At 72.7% G+C, this 24167-nt stretch carries 24 protein-coding genes; 7 read left to right on the top strand and 17 right to left on the bottom strand.

Going from position 1 to position 24167, the window contains the following annotated elements:
* Positions 1 to 15: 15 nt before the first annotated feature.
* The gene (locus ACQP03_RS16865; protein ID WP_433461088.1) at positions 16 to 1806 is read left to right on the top strand and encodes a bifunctional metallophosphatase/5'-nucleotidase; all 1791 of its coding nucleotides are present in this window, start codon (positions 16 to 18) and stop codon (positions 1804 to 1806) included.
* Between the two features lie 55 nt (positions 1807 to 1861).
* On the opposite strand, the gene ACQP03_RS16860 is transcribed toward ACQP03_RS16865, so the two are convergent.
* Together ACQP03_RS16860 and ACQP03_RS16855 are read right to left on the bottom strand one after the other, a co-directional pair.
* The gene (locus tag ACQP03_RS16860; RefSeq protein ID WP_355053659.1) at positions 1862 to 2035 is read right to left on the bottom strand and encodes a hypothetical protein; all 174 of its coding nucleotides are present in this window, start codon (positions 2033 to 2035) and stop codon (positions 1862 to 1864) included.
* A 247-nt stretch (positions 2036 to 2282) separates the two neighbouring features.
* Positions 2283 to 3440 (bottom strand): geranylgeranyl reductase family protein, encoded by a 1158-nt coding sequence (locus ACQP03_RS16855; RefSeq protein ID WP_433461087.1) that lies wholly within the window; start codon positions 3438 to 3440, stop codon positions 2283 to 2285.
* A 118-nt stretch (positions 3441 to 3558) separates the two neighbouring features.
* Here ACQP03_RS16855 and ACQP03_RS16850 point away from each other — a divergent pair, with 118 nt between their 5' ends.
* Positions 3559 to 3795, top strand: coding sequence for a hypothetical protein (locus ACQP03_RS16850; protein WP_355249091.1), 237 nt, complete (start codon positions 3559 to 3561; stop codon positions 3793 to 3795).
* Between the two features lie 42 nt (positions 3796 to 3837).
* Positions 3838 to 5301: an MFS transporter gene (locus ACQP03_RS16845; RefSeq protein WP_357170211.1), complete on the top strand. Its 1464-nt coding sequence runs from the start codon at positions 3838 to 3840 to the stop codon at positions 5299 to 5301.
* 62 nt (positions 5302 to 5363) lie between these two features.
* On the opposite strand, the gene ACQP03_RS16840 is transcribed toward ACQP03_RS16845, so the two are convergent.
* On the bottom strand, positions 5364 to 5924 hold the full coding sequence (locus tag ACQP03_RS16840; protein ID WP_433461086.1) for a hypothetical protein: 561 nt from the start codon (positions 5922 to 5924) through the stop codon (positions 5364 to 5366).
* A gap of 400 nt (positions 5925 to 6324) precedes the next feature.
* Between ACQP03_RS16840 and ACQP03_RS16835 the strand changes: the two genes are divergently transcribed.
* Positions 6325 to 6573 carry a hypothetical protein gene (locus tag ACQP03_RS16835; RefSeq protein WP_433461084.1) on the top strand — a complete coding sequence of 83 codons (249 nt, stop codon included), beginning with the start codon at positions 6325 to 6327 and terminating at the stop codon, positions 6571 to 6573.
* A 76-nt stretch (positions 6574 to 6649) separates the two neighbouring features.
* Here the strand turns inward: ACQP03_RS16835 and ACQP03_RS16830 are convergent, their stop codons facing one another.
* The 3 genes from ACQP03_RS16830 to ACQP03_RS16820 form a co-directional block, all read right to left on the bottom strand.
* Positions 6650 to 7270, bottom strand: coding sequence for a hypothetical protein (locus ACQP03_RS16830; protein ID WP_357118836.1), 621 nt, complete (start codon positions 7268 to 7270; stop codon positions 6650 to 6652).
* A 13-nt stretch (positions 7271 to 7283) separates the two neighbouring features.
* Positions 7284 to 9068 carry a DUF4012 domain-containing protein gene (locus tag ACQP03_RS16825; protein ID WP_357118839.1) on the bottom strand — a complete coding sequence of 595 codons (1785 nt, stop codon included), beginning with the start codon at positions 9066 to 9068 and terminating at the stop codon, positions 7284 to 7286.
* A gap of 97 nt (positions 9069 to 9165) precedes the next feature.
* On the bottom strand, positions 9166 to 10413 hold the full coding sequence (locus ACQP03_RS16820; RefSeq protein WP_357118842.1) for a glycosyltransferase family 4 protein: 1248 nt from the start codon (positions 10411 to 10413) through the stop codon (positions 9166 to 9168).
* A gap of 165 nt (positions 10414 to 10578) precedes the next feature.
* On the opposite strand from ACQP03_RS16820, the gene ACQP03_RS16815 reads away from it, so the two are divergent.
* Positions 10579 to 11133 carry a low molecular weight phosphatase family protein gene (locus ACQP03_RS16815; protein WP_357118845.1) on the top strand — a complete coding sequence of 185 codons (555 nt, stop codon included), beginning with the start codon at positions 10579 to 10581 and terminating at the stop codon, positions 11131 to 11133.
* Here ACQP03_RS16815 and ACQP03_RS16810 read toward each other — a convergent pair.
* Positions 11114 to 12574, bottom strand: a complete 1461-nt coding sequence (locus ACQP03_RS16810) for a polysaccharide biosynthesis tyrosine autokinase (RefSeq protein WP_357118848.1) — start codon at positions 12572 to 12574, stop codon at positions 11114 to 11116. The two genes, ACQP03_RS16815 and ACQP03_RS16810, sit on opposite strands and share 20 nt — an antisense overlap.
* Before the next feature lie 349 nt (positions 12575 to 12923).
* Here ACQP03_RS16810 and nhaA point away from each other — a divergent pair, with 349 nt between their 5' ends.
* Positions 12924 to 14273, top strand: coding sequence for a Na+/H+ antiporter NhaA (gene nhaA, locus ACQP03_RS16805; RefSeq protein WP_357118851.1), 1350 nt, complete (start codon positions 12924 to 12926; stop codon positions 14271 to 14273).
* 26 nt (positions 14274 to 14299) lie between these two features.
* Here the strand turns inward: nhaA and ACQP03_RS16800 are convergent, their stop codons facing one another.
* The 10 genes from ACQP03_RS16800 to ACQP03_RS16755 form a co-directional block, all read right to left on the bottom strand.
* Positions 14300 to 14497, bottom strand: coding sequence for a hypothetical protein (locus tag ACQP03_RS16800; RefSeq protein WP_357118854.1), 198 nt, complete (start codon positions 14495 to 14497; stop codon positions 14300 to 14302).
* A gap of 4 nt (positions 14498 to 14501) precedes the next feature.
* The gene (locus ACQP03_RS16795) at positions 14502 to 14825 is read right to left on the bottom strand and encodes a hypothetical protein (RefSeq protein WP_357118857.1); all 324 of its coding nucleotides are present in this window, start codon (positions 14823 to 14825) and stop codon (positions 14502 to 14504) included.
* Complete coding sequence (locus ACQP03_RS16790) at positions 14822 to 15184, bottom strand: DUF1622 domain-containing protein (protein ID WP_357118860.1); 363 nt, start codon at positions 15182 to 15184, stop codon at positions 14822 to 14824. The genes ACQP03_RS16795 and ACQP03_RS16790 overlap by 4 nt, the downstream gene beginning before the upstream one ends.
* Positions 15185 to 15223: 39 nt before the next feature.
* The gene (locus ACQP03_RS16785; RefSeq protein ID WP_357118863.1) at positions 15224 to 15811 is read right to left on the bottom strand and encodes a TMEM165/GDT1 family protein; all 588 of its coding nucleotides are present in this window, start codon (positions 15809 to 15811) and stop codon (positions 15224 to 15226) included.
* 216 nt (positions 15812 to 16027) lie between these two features.
* Complete coding sequence (gene egtD / locus ACQP03_RS16780; RefSeq protein WP_357118866.1) at positions 16028 to 16993, bottom strand: L-histidine N(alpha)-methyltransferase; 966 nt, start codon at positions 16991 to 16993, stop codon at positions 16028 to 16030.
* Between the two features lie 55 nt (positions 16994 to 17048).
* On the bottom strand, positions 17049 to 17795 hold the full coding sequence (egtC, locus tag ACQP03_RS16775) for an ergothioneine biosynthesis protein EgtC (protein ID WP_357118869.1): 747 nt from the start codon (positions 17793 to 17795) through the stop codon (positions 17049 to 17051).
* A gap of 28 nt (positions 17796 to 17823) precedes the next feature.
* Entirely contained in the window at positions 17824 to 19161 is a 1338-nt protein-coding gene (gene egtB, locus ACQP03_RS16770) for an ergothioneine biosynthesis protein EgtB (protein WP_363661345.1), read from the bottom strand.
* Between the two features lie 97 nt (positions 19162 to 19258).
* Positions 19259 to 20494: an ergothioneine biosynthesis glutamate--cysteine ligase EgtA gene (gene egtA, locus ACQP03_RS16765; RefSeq protein WP_357397427.1), complete on the bottom strand. Its 1236-nt coding sequence runs from the start codon at positions 20492 to 20494 to the stop codon at positions 19259 to 19261.
* 179 nt (positions 20495 to 20673) lie between these two features.
* Complete coding sequence (locus ACQP03_RS16760) at positions 20674 to 21057, bottom strand: hypothetical protein (RefSeq protein ID WP_433461082.1); 384 nt, start codon at positions 21055 to 21057, stop codon at positions 20674 to 20676.
* Positions 21054 to 22208 (bottom strand): sigma-70 family RNA polymerase sigma factor, encoded by a 1155-nt coding sequence (locus ACQP03_RS16755; RefSeq protein WP_433461081.1) that lies wholly within the window; start codon positions 22206 to 22208, stop codon positions 21054 to 21056. Before ACQP03_RS16755 ends, ACQP03_RS16760 begins: the two co-directional genes overlap by 4 nt.
* Before the next feature lie 514 nt (positions 22209 to 22722).
* On the opposite strand from ACQP03_RS16755, the gene ACQP03_RS16750 reads away from it, so the two are divergent.
* Positions 22723 to 24093 (top strand): serine/threonine-protein kinase, encoded by a 1371-nt coding sequence (locus tag ACQP03_RS16750; RefSeq protein WP_357118884.1) that lies wholly within the window; start codon positions 22723 to 22725, stop codon positions 24091 to 24093.
* Positions 24094 to 24167: the final 74 nt, after the last annotated feature.

Raw genomic sequence — 24167 nt, 5'->3', positions numbered from 1 at the left:
ATCGAAGGGCACGTCATGACCTCTGGATCCGGTCCATCGCGTCGCCAGGTGCTCGCGGTCGCCGCCGCCGCGGCGACCGCCCCGCTGATCGCCGCCGCCCCCGCCCAGGCGGCGGGCCCCGCCCGGTCGCGCACCTGGGACCTCACGCTGCTGGGCACATCGGACACGCACGGCAACGTCTACAACTGGGACTACTACCGGGACGCCGAGTACGACGACAGCAAGCACAACGACGTCGGCGTCGCGAAGCTGGCCACCCTGATCAACCAGATCCGCCGCGAGCGGCGCGGCAAGGCCACGCTCGTGCTCGACGCCGGCGACACCATCCAGGGCACTCCCCTGGCGACGTACTACGCCAAGCAGGAGCCCATCACCGCCACCGGCGAGAAGCACCCGATGGCCCGGGCGATGAACGTCATCGACTACGACGCCGTGACCCTGGGCAACCACGAGTTCAACTACGGCCTGCCGCTGCTGGACCTGTGGATCCGACAGCTCGGCTTCCCCGCCCTCGCCGCCAACGCGGTCAACGCCAAGACCGGCAAGCCGGCCTTCCTGCCGTACATCATCAAGAAGGTCTCCCTGGGCTTCGCCGCGCCGACCCTGCGGGTCGGCATCCTCGGCCTGACCAACCCGGGCGTCGCCATCTGGGACCGGGGCAACGTCGAGGGCAAACTGCGCTTCGACGACATGATCGCGACCGCCGCGAAGTGGGTGCCGGTCATGCGGGCCCGCGGCGCGGACATCGTGCTGATCTCCGCCCACGGCGGCGACAGCGGCACCTCCAGCTACGGCCCCGAGCTGCCCAACGAGAACCCGGTGGCGCTGATCGCCCAGCAGGTGCCCGGGATCGACGCGATCCTCTTCGGGCACGCCCACAACGAGGTCGTCGAGCGGTTCGTCACCAACGAGCGGACCGGCACGCAGGTGTTGCTCTCCGAGCCCTCGAAGTGGGGCCAGCGGCTCACCCGGATGGACTTCACCCTCACCCGTGAGCGCGGCCGTTGGACGATCACCAATAAGGCCGCCACCATGCTGAACACCAACACGGTCGTCGAGGACCCGAAGGTGGTCGCGGCCGTGCGGGCCCAGCACGCCAAGACTGTGGCGTACGTCAACCAGGTGGTCGCCACGTCCACAGTGGAGCTGTCGGCGGCGGAGTCCCGCTACCAGGACACGCCGATCCTCGACTTCATCAACCACGTGCAGACCGAGGTGGTCGGCGCGGCCCTGACCGGCACCGCGTACGCGGACCTGCCGGTGCTGTCGATCGCGGCGCCGTTCAGCCGTACCGCCGTCTTCCCCGCCGGCGACGTCAAGATCCGCGACGTGGCCGGCCTGTACGTGTACGACAACACCCTCGAAGCCGTCGTGCTCAGCGGCGCCGAGGTACGCGCGTACCTGGAGTACTCGGCGAAGTTCTTCCGCACTCTCGCGCCGGGCGCTCCGGTCGACCCGGAGCAGATCAGCGACCCGGCCGTGCCGGACTACAACTACGACGTGATCTCCGGCCTGGACTACGACATCGACATCTCCAAGCCGGTCGGCCAGCGCATCACCCGACTGATGCTGCCCGGCACCGACACCCCGGTCGCGGACGACGCGCAGTTCGTGGTGGCGGTGAACAACTACCGGCGCAGCGGCGGCGGCAATTTCCCCGGCATCGTGAAGACCCAGGTCTACAACGCGCAGCAGGAGATCCGCCAGCTGCTCATCGACTGGGCCCAGGCCAAGGGGACCATCAACCCGGACGACTTCTTCCAGCCCAACTGGCGTCTCGTGCGCGAGGGTGTGCCGGTCTTCTGACCGTGACGTGACGGCGGGCCGTGGGTGACGACACCCGCGGCCCGTCCGCGTATGTTCAGCCCTGCACGTTCCAGCGGACCGGGTCCTCGGCCTTCTCCGGCCGGTCCCGCCCGGGATCGGTCTCGGTCAGCGCGACCTGGTCCTCCGGACGGACCGCGGGTGGCAACTCCCCGAACCGGATGTGGCGCAGGAACGCGTACTCGTCGTCGGTGAACGGTTGCTCGGCCATCGGCACCCCCCTACTCCCCCGTCATTGTCCAACGGCGGGCCTTCGGCACATCGGTCCGTTGGCTGACAGCCCGTCGACGTTGGGTGGACCCCGACACACCCCGTAAAGCATCCTAGGATCCTGGTCTCATGGCCACGGAACCCGGCAATTCGCGTCGATCTTGCATTAACGGTTGCCGAAGTGTGCGGGTTCGCGTGGAATGTCGCCACAGAAAACGCAAGATCGGCGGGCTGGGGCGGGGCGGGGCTCAGGAAGGGGTGTCGGCGGGCGGGCGGCGCGGGGTTGGCAGCCGGTCCAGCACGGCGAGGGCCGCCCGGATCGGTCGGCGGCGCAGCATGTCGTCGAAGCTCGCCTGCCCCTGACAGAAGCGCACGAACATCCGCCAGCCCGGCGGGGTCGCCAACAGCCCGTGGAACACCTCCGGGCGCCGGGTGAACAGGTCGAGCAACCGGAACCCTGCCCGCATCTCCGGCGTCAGGCGCTCGGCGACCGCCCGCTCGTACCCGGCCAGATCCCCGGCGGCCACCGCCGCCCCGGCCAGCTCGCCGGAGCGCAGGGCGAAGCTGATCCCCTCGCGGCTCCACGGCTCCAACAGCCCGGCCGCGTCCCCCACCACCAGCACCCGGCCGTTGCGCAACGGCGAGTCCTCCTCGCGACACCGCGTCAGGTGACCCGAATCGTGCGCCGCCGGCAGCCCGGTCAGACCCAACCGGTCGACGAACTGCCGCAGGTAGGCACGTGTCCCCTCCCCCGCGCCCCGGCCCGCGATCACACCGACCGTCAACCGGTCGCCCTTCGGGAACACCCAGGCGTACGAGCCCGGCATCGCCCCCCAGTCCAGCAACAGTCGCCCACGCCAACGCTCCTGCTCGGCGGGCGGCACCGGGATCTCCAGCTCCAGCCCCAGGTCCACCTGGCGGTAGCGCACCCCCACGTGCCGGGCGGTCACCCCCGACGAGCCGTCCGCGCCGATCACCGTGCGGGCCGCCAGGGTCGTGCCGTCGGCCAGTCGCAGGCGTACCCCCTCGGGATCCTGCTCGATGGCACGGACCGCGACCTGCTCACGCAGCTGCGCGCCGGCGGCGACCGCCGCGGCGCGCAGGCGGTCGTCGAACTCCTCCCGGCGCACCATCGTCACCACCGGGCTGCCGTTGCGGCGGGTGAACTCCCGCCGGCCGTCGCGGGTGAACGTCACCCGGTCGACCCGGTCGTGCGCCGGCACCTCGATCCGTTCCCGCACGGCGGCCAGCGAGGTGCCGATGAGGCCGCCACCGCAGGTCTTGTAACGCGGGTGCGTGGCCCGCTCGACAACCAGGGTGCGAACACCCGCGCGGGCCGCGGCGTGTGCCGCGGAGAGCCCGGCGGGGCCCGCGCCGACGACGACCAGATCCCAGACGATCACCATCGCAGCGTAGGGCGTGCTCGCCCTCCACCGCCCGAACGGGTGGGCATCTTCGGTCGGGCAGGGGGTAACCGATGCGGCGCAACCGTCCGCGTCCGGCGGGTGGGCGAAGGAGGAGATCATGCAGCGGATGGAGCTGTCGGAGGTCGAGCAGCGGGTGTACGAGGCGGTCACCGCACTCGAAGCACGCGGCCAGGTGCCCTATCCGGACCTGATCGCCGAAGGATCCGGGCTGACCGAGGAGCAGGTGCACGCCCCGCTGCACCAGCTCACCGAGAAGGGCCTGCTGCACCGCGAGGACTCGCCGATGGCCGGCCTCGACTTCGGCCCCCGGTTCTGCGCCCGTCAAATGGCGTGACCCTGGACGGTTCGCCCCCGCTGGTCGGGGTAGCGGTCAGGAATGCATGATCGACCGTCAACGGGGGGCACGATGAACGCGGCGCGCGAGCCGCAGCCGGTCGATGCGGCCGAGAACCGCCGACGCTGGCAGGCCGTCGGCGTCGGGCTGGTCGCCGCGTTCATGACGCTGCTCGACGTGAGCATCGTCAACGTCGCGGTGCCGTCCATCGACCGCGCGCTGAACGCCTCCCCGAGCGACCTGCAGTGGGTCCTCTCGGGGTACGCGCTCACCTTCGGTCTGGTGCTCGTACCGGCCGGCCGCTTCGGAGACTTCCGAGGTCGGCGTAACGCGTTCGTCTTCGGGATCGCGTTGTTCACCCTGACCAGCGCGCTCGCCGGCCTGGCGACCTCACCCACCTGGCTGGTCGCCGCCCGGCTGCTCCAGGGCGCCGCCGCCGGCATCATCAACCCACAGGTGATCGGGCTGATCCAGCAGTTGTTCCGGGGGCCGGAGCGGGCCCGCCCGTTCGGGTTGCTCGGCGCGACCATCGGCATCTCCACCGCCGTCGGACCACTGCTCGGCGGCCTGCTCATCGCCCTCGGCGGTGAGGAGCACGGATGGCGGTGGGTCTTCTTCGTCAACGTGCCGGTCGGCATCGTCGCGGTGATCCTGGGTTGGCGGCTGCTACCCGGTCGGCCCGACGGGCAACCCGGCCGCCGTCGACTCGACCCGGTCGGTGTGCTGCTGCTCGGCGTCGGCGTGGTGCTGATCCTGCTGCCCCTCGTGCAGGAGCAGCAGTGGCGTACGCCGTGGAAGTGGGCGCTCATCCCGGCCGGCCTCGCGGTGCTGGTCGCCTTCGGCCTGTGGGAGCGGTGGTACGCGCGACACCGCGAACCGCTGTTCGACCTGCGCCTGTTCACCTTCCAGTCGTACACGCTCGGGTCGCTCATCGCGCTCATCTACTTCGGCGGGTTCACTGCGATCTTCTTCATCTTCACGCTGTTCCTGCAGAACGGGCTCGGCTACAGCGCGCTCGTCGCCGGTCTCGCCATCACGCCCTTCGCGCTCGGGTCCGCCGCCGCGTCCGCTCTCGGAGGACGCATCGTCAACCGGTTCGGCCGACCCCTGGTCGCCATCGGCCTGCTCGCCGTGGTGATCGGGCTGGCCGCCACCGTGCTCGCCCTGCACGTCGCGCCGCACTCCCCGGCGCCCTGGGTCACCGCCGGTCCGCTGCTCGTCGCCGGCATCGGCAGCGGCCTCGTCATCGCCCCCAACCAGACGCTCACCCTTGCCCAGGTGCCCGTCCCGCAGGCGGGCAGCGGAGCGGGCATGCTCCAGACCGGTCAGCGGATCGGCGCCGCCGCCGGCATCGCCGCGGTCGGCTCGATGTTCTTCTCCTCGCTGGCCGACAGTCACGGCGACTGGACGGGAGCTTTCGAGAAGTCGCTGCTGCTCGCCACGGGCATCATCGCGCTCGCGCTGGTGGCGGCGTTGATCGACATCTTCCGCAATCACCACCACTGACGCGATCCGCGGGTACGGCGATGGCCGGCACCCGTTGTCGGGGTGCCGGCCATCTGTGTGTCTTAGCTGTTCCAGTTGTGGGCGACCAGGTCGGTGGCCTGCTGCTCCCACTGGGCGTAGGCGTCGGGGTAGGCGGAGACCTGTACGGTCTGGGCGGCGTCGGTCAGGGGCATGTCCTGCCAGCCGTCAACCTGACGCAGGCCCTTGAGGAACGCCGTCGTCGAGTACTCCGGGTCGGTGATCTGCTCCGGCGTGCCCCAACCGCTCGACGGGCGCTGCTGGAACAGACCCAGCGAGTCATGGTCGTTCATGTCGCCGAGGTGACCCAGGTTCTCCAGCTTCGACTCCTGCAGGCTCGTCGCGATCGAGATGACCGCGGCCCGTTCGGGCAGGCCGGCCTTCTTGGTGGCCGCGATGATGGCCTTGGCGTTGGCGGTCTGCTCGCCGTTGAGGTCGATGTGCGACTGGTCGCCCTGCGGCTTGGGTGCGGCGGTCTGCACCGCGGCGGCGGCGGGCTTGGCGTCGACCGGGTTGGCGTGGGCGGCGATGGGGCCGGCGAAGACGCCACCGGCGAACGCGAGACCAGCGATGGACAGCATGCTCTTGCGGAAGATCGTGTTCATCAGGGGTTGCTCCTTCGGGGGTAGGAAACACCCACCTGTCACCGTTCGGGGGATCAGGTGACGGGGGTGTCAGCACCTCGTCCGGGCGCTCAAAGTCTGGGGGGCGGCCTGCGAGCGGGGGCTCGTGGCGGCCGGTCCGGGTGTAACGACCCGGGGGGCGGGGCCATTCCCGGGGGCTTGGCTCCCCCGGGGCGGGGGGCTCGGCCGTGGTCCTGCGATCGTCCGGAGGTGTAACGACCCCCGGCCCGCCACGATTCCGGCCCACGGGTGCAACCGGTCACCACACCGGCCCCACAACCGGACACACCACCCACGCACGGTGGTCGGCCTGGGTGATCGACTCCGGATCGCCGAACTCGGGGCATCCCGGACCGGTCGATGCCCCCATATCGGCGACCTCGTGTCGATCACGGCGATCACGGCGATCACGGCGATCACGGCGATCACGGCGATCACGGCGATCACGGCGATCACGGCGATCGGGGCGATCGGGGCGATCGGGGCGATCGGGGCGGCGTGGCAGGAGCCCGCCGCCGACGGACGCCAAGCGGGCGTCCCGGGTCGTCGACACCCCCGCGACTGGCGGTCGGGAGTCGATCACGCCGAGGCGGTGTGGACCGGGCGAACGCCACACCGCCCCACGACGTGACCTGGCGCCCGCCGGGACAATCCGACGGGCGCCAGTTCGAGGTACGTCCGGGGCACTGCCCCGGCTGTGGTGCCGGTTAGTGCGCGGCTCCGCCGAAGCGCTGGCGGCGACGCCAGGCCAGGGTCAGCAGCAGCATGATCGCGCCGGCGCCGACGAGACCGCCACCGAGCTTCATGGGCGTACCGATGCTGTCACCGGTGACGGGCAGCGGCTGCTTGCGGTGCAGCACCCGCAGCTCGGTGCTCGCGGTCCGGCCGGACTCGCGGCCCGTGGCGGTGAAGGTCAGCAGACCGGTCACCGACGGCTTGTAGCTCTTGGTGAAGTGCCCCTGGGCGTCGGTGTACGCCGTGAAGTTGAGCGGCGCGCTCGCCTGGTACGCCACCGGCGCCATGGCCACGGTGGTGCCGTCGCTGCGGCGGGCCGGCGCGTTGCCGGCGGCCGGGGCAGCGAGGGGGGTTACCGTCACCGAGATGTCGACGGTCTCGTTGGGGCCGAAATTGGTGCCGGTCAGGATGACCGTCTCGCCCAGGAAGATCGTCGGCCGGTTGACGGTCAGGGACGCGGCGGCCGGCGGGTACGGCGGCGGTTGAGGCGTGCCGCTGGGCGTCGGCTGCGGCTGTGCCGCCCCCGCTGCCGTCGGCACGGCCACCACGGCCAGGCCGACCGTGAGCGCCATGATGATGCGGGATAGCCGCATGATTGGTTCCCTCCTACTGGTCACAGCTTCGTGCGGAATGAACTTGGGTGGTCCAAGGGCTGGCGGTGGGGGTCAGCCACAGCTCGGCCTGCCCGACGCCGGTCTTGGCCGTCAGGACGGTGACCTCCAGCGCCCTCTCGACGCCGGGGCCGATGTCGACGTTGGCCGTCGCCACCTGGCGGCGGCGTTCGGTGCCGCTGCCCAGTGCCGTCTCGGCCCCGTCGAGCCGGGCGTCGAGCACGGAGCCGCCCGCCGGGCTGAAGATCGACACCAGCGTGCGCACGGTGTACGGGTCGCCAGCCAGACCGAGGCCAAGGATCGACTTGCTGAGCCCTGACTTCGGCGCCGTCGAGCGCAGAGTCACCCGCAGTCGGAGCTCGCGGCGGCCGTCGGGCCGGCATTCGCCGACCGTGAGGCTCGCCGTCGGCCGCAGGTAGTAGCCGAGCTTCGCGCCGCTGCCGTCGTTGAGAAACACGCCGACCGTCGGCACGGTGTCCTGTTCCGGGAGCGTCCCGGCCATCCGGCTGTTGCCGAACGTCCGTTGTTCTTCCGGGTGAGCACTCCAGAACAATATCCGGCGTTCCGTGATAGCACGGTCAAATGCGGACAACAACACCCTGGGGTTGACATTCTTCGTGAAGAAGGCGTCAAACACCGCAGCCGCCGAGGATGCGAAGTAGGCGTCCTGCTGCGTGGTGTCCAGTCGCTGGTAGGTCTCGTTGAGCAGGGTCTGCACGGCCTTCTCGCTGGCCAGCGGCGCCCCGCCGGGCACCAGCACCGGGCCGGTCGCCTTGAGCAGGTAGGACAGCACCACCGGATCCACGGCGAGCACACCGTCGACAGTGGTACCGGTCTTGCGCCGGTACATCTCCCGATACAGGGCGGCGGCGGTCGGGAAGTGCGGGGTCAGGTTCACGTCGGCGGGGTAGATGCCGGGCAGGTCGGTCCAGATCGCCCGGGTCTCGGCGGGCAGCTTCAACGCCGGGGTGAACCGACCCAGGGACGCGCTGCTGCCCTGCCGGCCCATCTGGACCCGCCCGCCCTCGGCCTCGATCATCGCGTACGCGCCGAACATGCCGCCGGTCGCGCGCAGCTCGGCCAGGTTCTGCGAGACGAGCAGGTAGCGCCGAGAGCCGCTGGCGCCGAGCAGCGGCGGCAGCAGCCGAGCGCCCTGGTCGGCCGCGGCGGTGAGGCTGGCCAACCGGTCGATCTCGCCGCGGAGATCGGTCAGCGCCTGGCGGACCTGGCTGACCAGCTTGTCGGCCGGCACGGCGGCCAGGTCCCGACGGGTGCCCTGCACCGAGTCGTTGACCCGGGTCAGCTCGCCGGAGACCGACGTGAGCCGGGCCAGGTCCAACCGGCCGCCGGCCGGCACGAGGCTGGTCAGGTCCGTGCGCAGCAGGCTGGGGAACGCCTGCCGGGCCAGGTCGTCGATGGCGATGGCGATCAGCCGGACCGCGTCGAGATCGTCACCGGCCGCCGGGGTGTGCCGACCGAGCCTCCAGCTCGGGTCGGACGTGGCGGTCCGGGCCGCGCCGGACTGCTCCTGCAGGGCGGAGAGGGTGCGCAGGGCCCGGTCGGTGTCCCCGCCGACGACCTGAGCGCTCAACTCCCGGGCCAGGCCGGCGGCATTGAGCAGGTGCGCGCGCGCCTGCCAACCGCGAAAACCGATCCACCCACCCGCGGCCAGCACCAGCGATCCGACCACGAGCGCGCCGAGCAGGGCCCGGCGCAGTCGCGCGCGCCGGCGACGCCGGGACCGGCTTCGTCGTCGACCCGGTCGTTCGCTCTCCGTCACACCACACTCCGATCCAGGAATCGGACAGTCTGTCGAATTCCCTGACGTTCTTAGCACGTTACGAGGACTCTCGTACCGTTATGGCATTTCTGGTCCTTTACGCGAGGTTTCCTCGCGACGCCGTGGCTCCCTGCGGGACGCGGCCGGCGGCCTCGTGCAGCAGCCGTTCGATCCGGTCGACACCGGCCGGCAGCGACATCTCCCGCAGGTACGTCTGCCGCCCCCGCCGGCCCATCTCGGTGCGCGCGGGCGGCGGGATGGTGGCGGCCAGCCAGAACCGGTCGGCCAACGCGGCCCAGTCCTCGGGTGGGCAGGACAGCCCGGCTCGGGCGCGTTCGACCAGCTCGACGGTGTCCCCGCCGGCCGACGCGACGACCGGCGCGGCGCACGAGAGCGCGGCCTGCAGCTTGCCCGGCACCATGCCGCGAAGCTCGGGCAGGTCGCGCAGCATGATCAACTGGTAGTCGGCGGCGGCGTACAGCTCGGGCATGTCGACAGGTGAGCGCCGTTCGAGGAAGCGGACATTCTCCGCCTTGAGGTCGGCGGCGAGCCCCCGCACCCGCCGCTCGTCCGCGCCCGAGCCGACCAGGACCAGGTCCATCGTCCGGTCCAGCGCGGCCGCGGCCCGTACCGCCGTCTCCAGCCCCTGGCGGGGTCCGATGGTCCCGGCGTGCATGACCACACACCGGCGATCCCGGCGGACCATCTGCCGGGCCGCCGCGCCGGGTGTCGCCGGGTAGAAGATGCGCTCGTCCGTCCAGTTGAGGACCAGACGAACCCGGCCGGGGTCGGCGCCGGCCGCGACCACCAGGTCGCGCATCGACGGCGCGGCCACGGCGACCCGCGCGGCCGACCGGTAGACGCGGGTCATCGCGGCGTCCATCCGCGCCAACCAGCGGCCGCCGCCGGACGCGTCGACGCCGTCGCGAGCCCAGACATCCTGTACGTGCAGCACCGTCGGCACCCTCGCGAGGAGCCGCAGGACGGCGGCGGTGGCGAACGTGGTGGCCGGCAGTTGAAAGACGTAGAGCGCGTCCACGTCACCCAGGAACCGGCGGGCCGCCAGCGACGCGCTCCCGGCGAACGACAGGTAGCTGGCCATCCGCGCCCGGGTGGTGGTGGCCCCGCCGGAGACCCGCGGCACCCGGCGGACCGACAGCCGGTCGCTGTGCGTCTCGTGGTGCCACCGCTGCCGCCACCCTGGATAGACGTGGCCGCCCGGGTAGTCGGGGAATCCGGTGAGGACGCGGACCTCGTGCCCGCGCGCGGCCAACTCCTCGGCGAGGCTGCCGGGGATGAACGCCGGCTCGGGCGGGAAGTGGTACGACAGGATGCCGATCTTCACCGCGGCACCGCCGGTGGGCGCGGACCGGGCTCGGCCGGCGCGGCACCGCGTCCGACGGGGCGGCCCGCGTAGGATGCTGGCAACCCCTCCCCGCGCGCCCAGCGGCGTCGACGCATCACCCTCGCGGTGCGGCGACCCGTGTCCGCATCCACGAGAGGGCTCCCGATGGCCGACCGCGTGCTGTTCGTCTGCCACGCCAACCTGTGTCGCTCGCCGATGGCCGAGCACCTGGCCCGACGGCTGTTGGCCGACCGTCCCGTGCTGGTGTCCAGCGCCGGCACCGACGCGATGGACGGGATGGCCATGCACCCGTACGCGGCGGAGGTCGTGGCCGAGGAGGGCGGCGACCCGACGGCGTTCAGCAGCCGTACGCTGCGTGCCGAACAGCTGACCGAGGCGACGCTGGTGCTGACCGCGACGCGGCGGCAGCGGTCGGTGTGCACCTCGCTCGCGCCCGGCGCGCTGCACCGGACGTTCACCCTGCGCCAGTTCGGCCGGCTGGCGGCGGCGGCCGAACCGCCCGTCGGATCGACCGACGATCCGCTGGGGGCCGCCATCGCCGCCGCCGCCAGCGCCCGCGGGCGGCTGCAACCCGCCGCTGCGGACGCGGACGACCTTCGGGACCCGATCGGCGGTACCGTCGCCGACTTCCGTCGATGCGCCGAGGAGATCGAACGCTCGCTACGACCCCTCGCCGCGCTCATCGGGGCAGCCGGGTGAGTTCCTGGGTACGGTCGCTGACACCGTTGACCCCGGCGTCCTCACTGTGCCGGGCGGCGGGGGCCCGGTCGGTCGGGACCGACGGCGTGGCCGTCGAGGCGACCACCCGGTAGGCCTCGTACTGGTACGCCTCGGCCTTGGCCACCTTCGCCATGTTGAGCACGCAGCCGAGCAGCCGCACCGAGACCGAGTGCAGCGCGCGGGCCGCCGCGGCCACCTGGGTACGCGACGTCCGACCCTGCTGGCTCACCAGCAGCGCGCCGTCGGCCTGGACAGCCACCACGACGCCGTCGGTCACCGCGAGCAGCGGCGCGGTATCGATGATCACGATGTCCGCGGACTCGCGCAACGCGAGCAGCAGGTCCGCCATCGCCTTGGAGCCGAGCAACTCGCTCGGGTTGGGCGGCGCGGAGCCACTGGGCAGCACCAGCAGGGACTTGTCGCCCCACCGCTGCACCACGTCACCGACCTGGACGTCGCCGACCAACACGTCGGTGAGGCCGACACCGGCGTCCAGGCCCAGGTAGTCGTCGACCTTCGGGCGTCGCAGGTCGGCGTCGACCAGCAGCACCCGCCAGCCCGCCTCGGCCAACGCGATGGCCAGGTTGCACGACATCGTCGTCTTGCCCTCGCCCTGCAACGCGCTGGTCACGGCGATGACCCGGGCCGGCTCGTGCACGTCCACGAAGCGCAGGTTGGTCCGCAGCTTGCGGACCGCCTCGGCACGGGCCGACGTCGCGGCGTCGCCGACGATCAGCGGGGACGTGCGGGCGGCGCTCTCGAACGGGATCTCACCGAGCAGCGGGCTTCCGGTGGCGCGTTGCAGGCCGGCGGCGTCGCGCAGGCGGACGTCGGCGACGCCGCGCAGGATCGCCAGGCCGACGCCGAGGACGAGGCCGAGCAGACCGCCGAGTACGAGGTTACGCAGCGGCTTCGGCGAGACGGGGCTCGCGCTGACCCGTGGGCCGCTGACCACCTCGATCTTGATGGGTGACTTGCCCTCGGGTGGCGTCTCGACCTTCTGGACGAGTTCGACGAACTTCGCGGCGAGGGTCTCGCTCACCCGCAGGGCGCGGGCCTGGTCGGTGTCGGTGATCGAGGCGCGCAGCAGGACGGTGCCCGTCTCGGTGGAGGTGGTCACCCGGCGCTGCACCTCGTCCGCGGTGAGCCCGACCGGCGTCTCGGCCGCGACACTCTGTGCCAGGCGGTCGCTGCTGAGCAGGTCGGCGTACGACTTGACGCGCTGCTGGAGGAACAGCCCGCCCTGGTAGGCATCGGAGACGCCCTGGTTGGGGGTGGTGACGAAGAAGGTCACCGAGGCGACGTACCGGGGCTGGGCCCGTACGGTCAGAAACGCCGAGACGCCCAGGGACACCATGATCGTGAGCAGCACGACCCACCAGTGCCGACGCACGTGGCGCAATTGGCGAAGCAGGTCCATCAGGCTTGCCTCCGGACCGGTCCGGTTACGCCAAAGAACTTCACGAAAACCCCCAAGGTCGTCTGTCAACTCGTGAAACCATTAAAGCCCCTCATAGGACTTATGTCCGGAGTTATGCATTTTCGGCGTCGGTAACCGCGCCGTCCCGCATGACCAACCCGACAAAGGGCCATTCGGCAGCGGCGACGTCCGGAAAAGTCGGCGACCGATTCCACGGGCCGATCTCGATCGCCGCGCCGCGCCGCGCACGATCACGACGTACCGCCGAGCGGATAGGCTCGACAACGGTGTGCCGGGAAGTCTGGTCGGCGATTGGATCTTTGCCGTCCCGACACCAGAGGTGAGCCCTTTGACCGACCGCACCCCCCACCGCGACCGACTCTTCGCGCGGTCGTCCTGGCCGGAGGCCCGGCACCTGGCCGACGTGCTGCGCACCGAGACGGTCGGTGGCGCCCTGCTGCTGCTCGGCGCCGTCCTCGCGCTGGTCTGGGCGAACTCGCCATGGAGCGAGGCGTACGTCCGGCTCGGGGCCTGGGTGCCCTGGCCGGGCGGCGCGCGCTGGCACCTCGACCTGAGCCTCGCCACCTGGGCCGCCGACGGCCTGCTCGCCATCTTCTTCTTCGTGGTGGGCCTGGAACTCAAGCGTGAGTTCGTCGCCGGCGACCTGCGCGACCCACGCCGCGCGGCACTGCCGGTGGTGGCCGCCCTGGGTGGAATGGCGCTGCCCGCATTGGTCTACGTGGCCGTGCTCCTCGGCACGGGCGGCGAGGGACTGCGGGGCTGGGCCATCCCGACCGCCACCGACATCGCCTTCGCGCTGGCCGTCCTCGCGGTGGTCAGCTCACACCTGCCCCAGGGTCTGCGCGCCTTCCTGCTCACCCTGGCCGTGGTCGACGACCTGTTCGCGATCACCATCATCGCGGTCTTCTACACCGCCGACTTCCACCCGCTGCCGCTGTTCGCCGCGCTCGCCCCGATCGGGCTCTTCGCGTGGCTGGTACGGCGGGGCCGGACGTGGTGGTGGGCCCTCGTCCCGCTCGCGGCCGCCACCTGGGCGCTGGTGCACGCCTCGGGCGTGCACGCCACGGTCGCCGGCGTACTGCTCGGCTTCACCGTGCCGGTGCTGAGCCGCGCCCCGGGCGGCACCGCCGCGACGGCCGACCGGGCGGAGTCGGGTGGCGCGGACGCGGGCGGTCTCGCCGCGCACCTGGAACACCGGTGGCGACCCGTGTCCGCCGGCTTCGCCGTGCCGGTCTTCGCCCTCTTCGCGGCCGGCGTGACACTCCGTGGCACCGATCTCGGGACCCTGCTGACCGACCCGCTGGTGATCGCCGTGGTGGCCGGCCTGGTGTTCGGCAAGAGCATCGGGATCTTCGGCTCGACCTACCTGCTGGCCCGGTTCACGCGCGCCGAGTTGGACGAGGACATCACCTGGTCCGACCTGTTCGGCATCGCCCTGTTGGCCGGGGTCGGGTTCACCGTCTCGCTGCTCATCGGCGACCTGGCGTTCGGCGCGGGCAGTACGGCCGACGAGCGGGTCAAGGCGGCGGTCCTCGTCGGGTCGGTGATCTCCGCGGCGCTCGCCGCCGCCGTGCTCGCCCGCCGCAACGCCGCGTACCGGCGGGTGGCCGAGAAGGAACGCCTCGACGCCGACGGCGACGGGGTGCCCGACGTCTACCAGCGGCCCGGACGGGAGTGACCGGCCCGGCCCGCGACCCGCCATGCTCAGCGCTGGCGGTCGCGCGGCGCCCGCTCCTCGGTCTCGTCCGCGAGGGCGTCGGTCGTGGGGGCGGTGAGGTCGTCGGCGGGCACCGCCACCTCCTCCGCGAGGTCCTGCTCGTCGGGCTTGCCGCCGGGCTGCGGCTCGGGAGCGGTGGCGCCGCCGGCGTATCCGTACTCGTTCGGTTCGTCGTGCCGGTTCATGTGGTTATCCTCCCGCTTTTCCCGGTTTCTCTGGTACCGCCCACGGTAGGCGGTGATCGTCGCCCCCGCAGCGCGGCGGGGATTGTCGCCGCGACCACGGCGGCGGGAGACTCAACGCCGCCGCGAGCAGTTGCCGCAGCGCGACGATCGCGGCGGTGGAGGCCAGGCCACCCCACGCCGGATCCCCGGCGAGCCGCAGCAGGCCGGCCGCCGTCAAAAGGTCCAACAGCACGCGTACGGCGACCCGCACGTCGCCGGTGCACACCGCCGCGACGACCCCGGTGACCAGGGCCAGCGCGGTCACCGCCTCGACCAGCCCGCCGATCACGTCCCCTGCCGCCCGTCGGTGACCTGCCGTTGCTCCTGCCGGATCTCCCGGCCCAGGAAGTAGTTCAGCGCCGTCCGGATCGTGGCGATCGCCGCCAACTGGCCGATCTGCGTGAACGACGGCGACACCGCGGTCCGCAACACGTCGGCCGCGAGTTGGAACTCCAGACCGAGCGTCAGGAACCGGCCCAGCGACAGGCGGATCGGGGTGAAGACGGCGGCGGTGCGGTGCCGTAGCCCCTCGGCCACGAACCGCACCGCCGCCCAGAGCGCGCCCACGACGATCACCAGGGCGCCGGCCACCTCCACCACGGCGACCAGCACCTGGTCGCCGTGGCGCAGCAGCTCCGCCGGCTCCACCCGGAGGCGTTACCCGCCACCGGGGCGGCTAGTCGGCGCTCAGGTCAGCTCGTTCACGGCCTCCAGGATCAGCCAGAGGCCACTGATGGCGAACAGCACCGCGGCGCCGTACCTGATGGTCCTCTCCGGCAGCCGGCGGCCGAGCATCCGGCCGACCAGGATGGCCAGCGCGTCCGCGGCCACCATGCCCACCGTGGAGCCGAGCCAGGTGCCGAACCAGCCGTACTTGGTGGCCAGGGTGATCGTCGCGAGCATCGTCTTGTCGCCCAGCTCGGCCAGGAAGAACGCCACCGACACCGCCACGATCGCGGTCTTGCTGGTCTTCTCGGCCTTACGCTTCTCCTCCTCGGTGAGCTTGTCACCGCGCAGTGTCCACGCGCCGAAGCCGAGGAAGGCCACGCCGGCCACCAGCGAGATCCATTCGGTGGGCAGCACGGCGCCGAGACCCGAACCGATGGCGACCGACGCCAGGTGCACCACCGCCGTGGCGACGGTGATGCCGATCAGCACCGGAAGCGGCTTGAACCGCGTGGCGAACGTCAGCGCCATCAACTGGGACTTGTCTCCCAGCTCGGCGACGAAGATGACGCCGAAGCTGACGACCAGCGCGGCGAGGAATCCCTCCATGACATCCTTCCCGTTCAGACCGGGAGGAGGTGCGGGGGCGCCCTCGACCCGGCTGCGACAGCCTGAGTCGAAGGTCTCGCCCGCCCCGGAGAACCGGGGCCGCGTGGCCGGATGCGGAACGCACCAGTATGTCGACCACGACATTGGGGGCTACTCCCCTTCGCGCGACCAGCCTAACCGATCAGCGAGCGGGCCGGACGGCGCGGGTGAACAGGCTCACCACGCCCGCGCCAACGTCACCCCGAACAGCCCGCGCGGGTCCGTCCAGAAGTGCGACGCCGCGAAGCCCGCCGCGCCCAGTTCGGCGGCCACCCCCTCCGGGCGGAACTTCGCCGACACCTCCGTCCGCAGCTCCTCCCCCTCGTCGAACGCCACCGAGAGGTCCAGCACCCGGACCCGCATCGATCGCGTCGCCCGCAGACGCATCTCGATCCACTCCCGCTCCGGGTCCCACCGGGCGACATGCGCGAACGCCTCCGGGTCGAAATCGGCCCCCAACTCCCGGTTGATCACATACAGCACGTTGCGGTTGAACTCGGCCGTGACCCCGGCCGCGTCGTCGTAGGCGGGCACGATCACCGACGGGTCCTTCACCAGGTCGGTGCCGAGCAGCAACCAGTCGCCGACCTCCAGCGCGGCGCGCATCGCGGTCAGGAACCCGGCCCGCTCGGCCGGCAACAGATTGCCGATCGTGCCGCCCAGGAACACCACCAGCCGCCGCCCGCCGGTCGGCAGCCGGTCGAGCTGGCGGGTGAAGTCGCCCACGATCCCCCGCACCCGCAGCCCCGGATAGTCGGCGGCGATCTGCGCCGTCGACCCGAGCAGGGCGCTGACCGAGACGTCGAGCGGGACGAACGTGCCCAGCCCTCCCCGGCGGGTGAACGCGTCCAGCAGCAGCCGGGTCTTCTCCGACGAACCGGAGCCCAGCTCGATCAGGGTCTTCGCGCCGGTCAGCGCCGCCACGTCGGCGGCGTGCGCGGCGAGCACCGCGCGCTCGGCCCGGGTCGGGTAGTACTCGGGCAGCCGGGTGATCTCCTCGAACAGCTCGCTGCCCCGCGAGTCGTAGAACCACTTCGGCGGCAGCCACTTCGCCTCGGCCGTCAGCCCCGCCCGGACGTCCGCCCGCAGGCCACGCTCCAGGTCCTGCGGCTCAAGGTAGATCTCCAACGGTTCCGCGCTCATGGCCCCCGCCCCTATCGTGGTCGTCAGACACCTCGCGTAGCCCGGCCGGCAACGCTCATCCGGCCGGCAGCCCGCACACCCGCACCTCGTCCGTCGTGGCGGTGACCAGGCGCTGCTGCGGCACCGGCCGCCACCCGGCGTCGTCGTCGTGCGGCTCGGACGCCACCACCACCGAGCCCGCGCCCGCGCGCACCGACAGCGCGTGACCGACCGCCGTAGCCACCGCCCGCCGTCCGTCGGTGAGCAGCAGATTCAGCCGCGACCCCGGAGCGGCGGCGGCGACCTCGACCACCGTCCGGCCGACCGCCTCCGCCGGGTCGTCGCCCGCGCGCAGCCGATGCCGCACCAGCGCCCACAGCAACGCCGAGTCGGTGGCCGCGTCCAGGGTCAGCAGGTCCCGCACCGGCAGGCCGGCGGCGAGCGGCACCATCGAATCGGGCCAGCCCCGGATCACACCGTTGTGGCTGAACAGCCACCGGCCCTCCGCGAACGGCGCCGCCGCGCCGTCGACCACCGCCATCCCCACGGTGGCCGACCGGACCGCGGCGAGCACCGCGCCGGCACGTGTCACCGCCGCCAGCTCGGCGATCGTCGGGTCGCTCCAGATCGGCTGGGCACGCCGGTACCGCACCGGAGGACCGTCGTCCGGATACCAGCCGACACCGAACCCGTCGGCGTTGATCGTGCCGCCGCCGCGCATGTCACGCGGCGCCCAGGACTGACGGACCAGCGCGTACGCCGGCTCGAACAGCAACGCGGCCAACGTGACCGGCGGGCCGAGGTAGACCAGATGACGGCACATCAGCGCACCCCGCGTGGCGTCGGGCGCCTCACCGCGGCGACTCGTCCGGACCGGCGTCGCGGGCGCACCGGAAGCCACTGAAGATCTGCCGGCGGATCGGATAGTCCCAGTTGCGGAACGTCCCCCGGCACGCCGACCGGTCCGTGCCGAACGAGCCACCGCGCAGCACCCGGTGGTCGTCGCCGAAGAACACCTCGGAGTATTCGCGGTACGGGAACGCGACGAAGCCGGGATGACCGGTGAACGTGGTCGACGTCCACTCCCAGACGTCCCCGATGAGCTGGTGCACACCGAGCGGCGAGACGCCGGCCGGGTACGCGCCCACCGGCGCCGGCCGTAGGTGACGTTGGTCGAGGTTGGCGTGCGCCTCGGTCGGGTCGTCGTCGCCCCACGGGTAGCGGCGGGACCGCCCGGTCGCCGGGTCCCACCGCGCCGCCTTCTCCCACTCCGCCTCGGTCGGCAGACGCTTACCGGCCCACGTCGCGTACGCCTGCGCCTCGTGGAAACACACGTGCACCACCGGCTCGTCGGGGCGTACCGGGTCCCAGCGGCCGAACCGCCGGTACGCCCAACCGTCACCGTCGCGACGCCAGTGCAGCGGCGCGACCAGTCGCTCGCGCACCCGGTGTTCCCAGCCGGCCGCGCTCCACCACCGCCGGTCGGAGTAGCCGCCGTCGGCGATGAACGCCTCGTACGCGCCGTTGGTCACCGGTGCGGCGTCGATGACGTACGCGGGCAGGTGGACCTGGTGCGCGGGCCGTTCGTTGTCCAGGGCCCAGGGATCGGTGTCGGTGCCCATCGTGAACTCTCCGGCCGGCACCAGCACCTCCCCGCCGGCCCGGACGGCCGGCTCGGGCGGCGGCGGGGCGTGCAGGACCGCCGCGCCCGCGCGCAGCTGGTGGGTCGCGAGCATCGTCTCGTCGTGCTGCTGCTCGTGCTGCACGATCATGCCGAAGGCGAACCCGTCGGCGACCAACGGCCGGTCGGTGAAGCGCACCGCGTCGAGCAGGTCGTACACCTTGTCGCGGACCGCGCCCACGTAGGCGCGCGCCTCCGCCGGTGGCAACAGGGGCAGCCGCGGTCGGTCCCGGCGGGGCTGCTTGAACGCGTCGTACAGGTCGTCGATGTCGCGGCGGACCGGCTCACGGCCGCCCACGTCGCGCACCAGCCACAACTCCTCCTGGTTGCCGACGTGCGCCAGATCCCAGACCAACGGCGACATCAGCGGAGAGTGCTGGCGCATCAGGTCGCCGTCGTCGACCGCCTCGGTCAGCAGGGCCGTGCGGGAGCGGGCGCGCGCCAACTCCTGTGCGATCCGCCCCCGCAACAGCTCACCGTCGGCATGCTCCGTCGTACTCGCGCTCACCGTCGCACCTTTCGTTCGCGACTGCGGGGCTCGCAGACCCGGCTCACTCCTCGCGCTCACCCGTCGCACCTTTCGTTCGAGGCTCGCTCTCGCGCGCTCACCGGTCGACCCTTGCGATGGCGGCGAGCCGCCGCCGTACACCGTCGTGGATGTCGTCCTCGGTGCCGGCCGGCAGGCCCAGCCGCGGTAGGGCGGCCAGGGCCAGGTCGAGCAGCGCGGCCGCCGCGACGGCCAGCGCCGGGTCGGCGAGGCCGCGCCGGGCGGCGGCCGACCAGCGGTGCGCCACCGGCGCGCCGATCGTGTACGCCGCGCGGACGGTGCCCGCGTCGGTGAACAGCGCGCTCAGCACCGCCAGCGGTAGCCGCCAGTCCCGGTCGGGCTGGGCGTCCAGATACCGCAGCTCCAGGTAACCGCGCGGGCGCACCGGCGGGAAGAGGGTGCTGACGTGGTAGTCGAGGTCGTCGGTGGTGGGCGGGCGGGGCAGCGCGCCGTCCAGCCAGTCGGCGAAGGTGACACCCGGCGGCGGGGCCCAGTCCGGGCCGGGCCGGCGCAGACACAGCAGCGGGGCGGCGAGCACGTAGCGTGCCCAGGCGGCCGGCGGGTCGTCGTCCGCGCGCTCGGGCGCCCACACCGGGCGGGTACGCGCCGGATCGATCGCCAGCCAGGCGGCCATCCGCGCGGATGCCCAACCGGTACGCCGGCCGGCGTGCCGACTCGACGAGGCGAACGCCGCGAGCAACGGTGGGCCGACGGCGTGGGCCGCCGCCCAGCGCGGGGCGACCTGGTCCGGTTCGCCGATGTCGAGGCACACCTGCAGGCCGGCGGTGCTGTACATCATCGTCCGGCCGGCCGGGCCGCGCCGGTCGAACACGCGGCGCATGGCGCGGTAGCGGGGAGTGTCCAACACCGGGCGGGGCCGACGGTGCGGGTCGATGCCGCTGCGCCCCAGGGTCAGCCCGGCGGCGGCCAGCAGACCGGCGACCTGGGCGATGTCGGCCTCGGTGGCCTGGATCAACGCGCCGGCCGAGGTACGCGGCGGGGTGGAGATCTCCAGCTGGCCGCCCGGTTCGAGGGTCACCGTGCCGCCGTGTCGCAGCGGCTCGGCGGGGCTCGCCGGATCCAGCGTGACGGGGCTGTGCCGCCCCAGCGCCGTCCGCAGCCGCGCCGGGTCGACTCCTCGGGTGGGGTCGGCGGCGTCGTGCACGGTCCATTCCAGTTCGACGCCGGTGTACGTGGGAGGGCCGGTCTTGAAGCAGATGCGCGCGAGGTGTCGGCCCGCGGCGGCGGACTCGCGCAGGATCTCGCTCTGGTCCAGCTCCGGCGACGTCACCATCGGTGCAGCCTCCCTCGTCGTGCGACGACCGCGTGCGCCGTGCGTCAGCTCCGGAGCACGGGTGCCACCGTAGACCCGGCCACCGACACTCCCCTTTCCGAGCGTCGACGGGACCACCAATCCCTGTCTAACAGACGCGTTTCCCGGTGCAGGGCAGAACGAACCGCGCGCCCGTACGCTCAGTCGCCGGCCGGGCCGGCCGGGTGCGAGGGCTTGACCTTCGCCTGACCGGGTGGCGTCGCCCGCGCGGACTGCTCCGCAGGCGGCGACGGCGGCGGCGGAGCGGACGGAGACGGGGACAGCGGCGACGGGCTGGGCTTCGCCTCGGGCACCAGCCGCTGGCAGTACTCCTCGACCGCGCCGACCCCACCGGCGGCCGTCACCAACCGCTCGAAGGCCGGCGTTCGCAGCGCCTTCTCCCGCTGCTCGGGCTTCTTGGACCGCCAGGCCTGGCACAGCCCGTGCAGCTGACCGCCGGGGGTCGTGCCGACCGACGGCGAGACGGACAGGGAGGGACGGCCGGGCGGCGTCGATCCGCTCGGCGCGACGGGCCCGGTGCTCACCTGCGCGCTGGCAGTGGGTGGCGCGCTACTCGGTGCCGGCGGCGGTTCGGGTGCCTTCTCCAACCCGGCCGCGGCGAACGCGACGCCAGCGGTGGCGGTGGCCGCCAACGCCCCGATCCAGGCCACCGCGCCGGTCCTGAGCCGCAGACGGCGTGGCCGTCGGGCCACGGCGGGCGCCGGGACGGCGCGGGCGGCTCGGAACGCGGCCAACGCGGCCTCCTCGCCCGCCAGCTCCGCAGGTCGGGCCGGGCCAGCGGCGGCGGCGAGCAGCCGGGCCAGCGGCTCGGCCCCGGAGTCCGGCGAAGCCCCGGACTGCCGGACGCCCGCCGCGCCCGGGTCGGCGATGTCAGGCGGGGGGCGGTGTCGATGCGGGCGGCGTCGAGCAGCCGTTCGGTCTCGGCGCGGCCGGCACGCCGGTGCGGGTTCATCCGGAATCCCTTCACGTCAGCCCTCCGCCTGCTCGGCGTGTGAGGTCTGCCGGGAACGCCCGATCCGGCGACGAGGGGCGGAACCACCTCGGCGCCGACCGCCGGTGGGCCGCCGTCGGCCGGCGCGCTCGACGTGTCGGGCGCGCGCAGCGGGGCGGTGGCGTCGCCGTCGACCGACGGCGTCGGTACGGCCTGCCGGTCCAGCAGGGTGGCGAGTCGCCGCAGACCGCGGTGCGCGGCGGTCCGGACGGCGCCGGCCCGGCGACCGAGCACCCGGCCGGCGGACTCCGCGTCGAGCCCGATCACGGCCCGCAGCAGCACCGCCTCGGCCTCGCGGGGTGGCAGCGTGGCGATCAACGCCAGCGCAGCCTCGGTGCTGATCGTCTCGTCGGCCCGCTCGGCGGTGTCGCCGTCGCCGGCCATCTCGGTGAGCGCCTGCACCGGTACCGGCAGCGACGGTCGTCGCCGCAGCCGCCGCAGGTGGTCCATCGCGCGGTTGCGGGCGATGGTGACGGTCCAGGCGCGGAACTCGCCGCCGGTGAAGGTGGGCAGGTCGCGGGAGATCTGTAACCAGGTCTCCGACGCGACGTCCTCGGCGTCCGCGCCGACCAGGGCGGTCAGGTACCGCAGCAGTCCCGGCTGGAGGCTGCGGTACAGGAAGCGGAAGGCGTCCTCGTCCCCGGACTGCGCGGCGGTGACCGCCTCGGACAGTTCGCCCGTCATCGGCGGCCCACGGGCCGCCCGGAGCGGATCGGCGCGACACGCGTCGGCGTCGTGCGCGCACGGCGAACCGCCGCCCTCACCCGCTCCCGCACCCGCACCGCCCCCGCCGATTTCGATTCGGGCCCCGTCCGGGCACCGGCCGGGGTGTCCACACCCGGTGATGGCCCGGAACGGGCTGCCCGTCTGCGCCCCGAGCCGGGCTAACGGTAGGAGGGGACGTTTCCTGCGACAAGTTGGGATCGCATTACAGAAGAGTGACAATTATCAAACCATCCGACCGGCGTGCCGGCGTAACGGACGACGCCCCTCGGGCGCTCCCCGGCTCAGGTGAGCGTCTGCGGCGGCGACCGGGCTGGCGTACGCCGACATGTGTCGGCTTTTGTGACCTGGCGTCATCGAAGCGTCACACACCGGCCCGGCCGCCGGAGGTCGCCCCGGGCGGACCGACGGGGGCGACCCCGCACCGGGTCCACCGCAGCGAGCCGTTGGCCGCCACTCTGGGTACGGTAATGCCGTGTTGTCATCGGAGGTCGTGCTCAGCGGTCGGTACCGCCTGGACGAACGTGTCGCCACGGGCGGCATGGGCGACGTCTGGCGTGCCTCCGACCTCGTCCTCGGCCGGCAGGTCGCGGTCAAGGTCCTGCTGCCGGCGCTGGTCTCCGACCCGGACTTCATCGCCCGCTTCCGTGCCGAGGCGCGGATCATGGCGGCCTTGCGGCACCCCGGCATCGTGCAGGTGTACGACTGCGGGGAGGACGACCTGCCCGACGGCGGTCGAGCCGACTATCTGGTCATGGAGTTCGTCGAGGGCGAACCGCTGTCCAAGCGGATCGAGGCCGCCGGTCGCCTCGACGTGGCCGAGACGATGTCGATCGTCGCCCAGGCGGGGCACGCGCTGGGCGCGGCGCACCGCGGCGGCATCGTGCACCGCGACGTCAAGCCCAGCAACCTTCTGGTGCAGGAGGACGGCACGGTCGTCCTGGTCGACTTCGGCGTCGCCCGCTCCACCAACGTGACCAGCATCACCAGCACCAACGCGGTGCCCGGCACCGCCCTCTACATGGCGCCCGAGCAGGCCGCCGGCCGGCCGGTCAGCGGCGCCACCGACATCTACGCCCTCGGCGCGGTCGCCTACTGCTGCCTCACCGGCGGCCCGCCGTTCACCGGTGACAACCCCCTCCAGGTCGCCGTCCGGCACCTCGACGACGAGCCCCCGGAGCTGCCGCACGACATCCCGGAGGCGGTCCGCGCCCTGGTATCGCGGGCCCTCGCGAAGGACCCGCTGGACCGCTTCACGAGCGGCTCGGCGATGGCGGAGGCGGCCCGTACCGCGGTGACCGGCGGCGAACCACCGACGGCGCTGGCGTCATCGGTGCCGCTGCGCGAGGCGGGTCCGGGCACCCGCACCGACGTGCCGGTCGGCGCGGCGGTGGCGGGCACGACCGACCCGGCACGCCCGCGACGCCGCGGGCCGCTGGTCGGTGCCGCGGTGGCCATGCTGGTCGCCCTGGTCGGCCTCGGCGCGGCCCTGGGCGCGGCGCGCAACACCGGCAACGATCCGGCCGTCAAGCTGCCGACGGTCGCGCCGACGCCGGGGCCGACCGAGCAGGTGGAGTTGCCGGCGGCGAACGAGCAGATGACCAACGACCCGGGCCGGCCGAACCGGCCGACCGTCCCGGACACCACGACGTCCGCGTCGGTCAGCGCCACGCCGAGCGTCCAGCCCAGCCAGTCGGCCAACTCTCCATCGCCGACGCCGAGCGCGACCACCGCGCCGCCGCCGAGCGACCCGCCGAAGACCCCGTCGTCGCCGAGCAACTCGCCGGCGACCGACCCGAGCCCCTCCACCGAACCGTCGACCGGCTCCGGTGACGTAGGCGGCTGACCAGCCGCCCCACCAGCACCGATATCCCCAAAACGGACTTACGTCGCCGAAAACCGCTCTAGGCTCTCCGCAGG

The sequence above is a fragment of the Micromonospora sp. CA-248212 genome (assembly GCF_050948405.1).
Lineage (GTDB): Bacteria > Actinomycetota > Actinomycetes > Mycobacteriales > Micromonosporaceae > Micromonospora.
The sequence above is the reverse complement of the archived record's forward strand: the minus strand, read 5'-3'. Positions and strand labels throughout refer to the sequence as shown.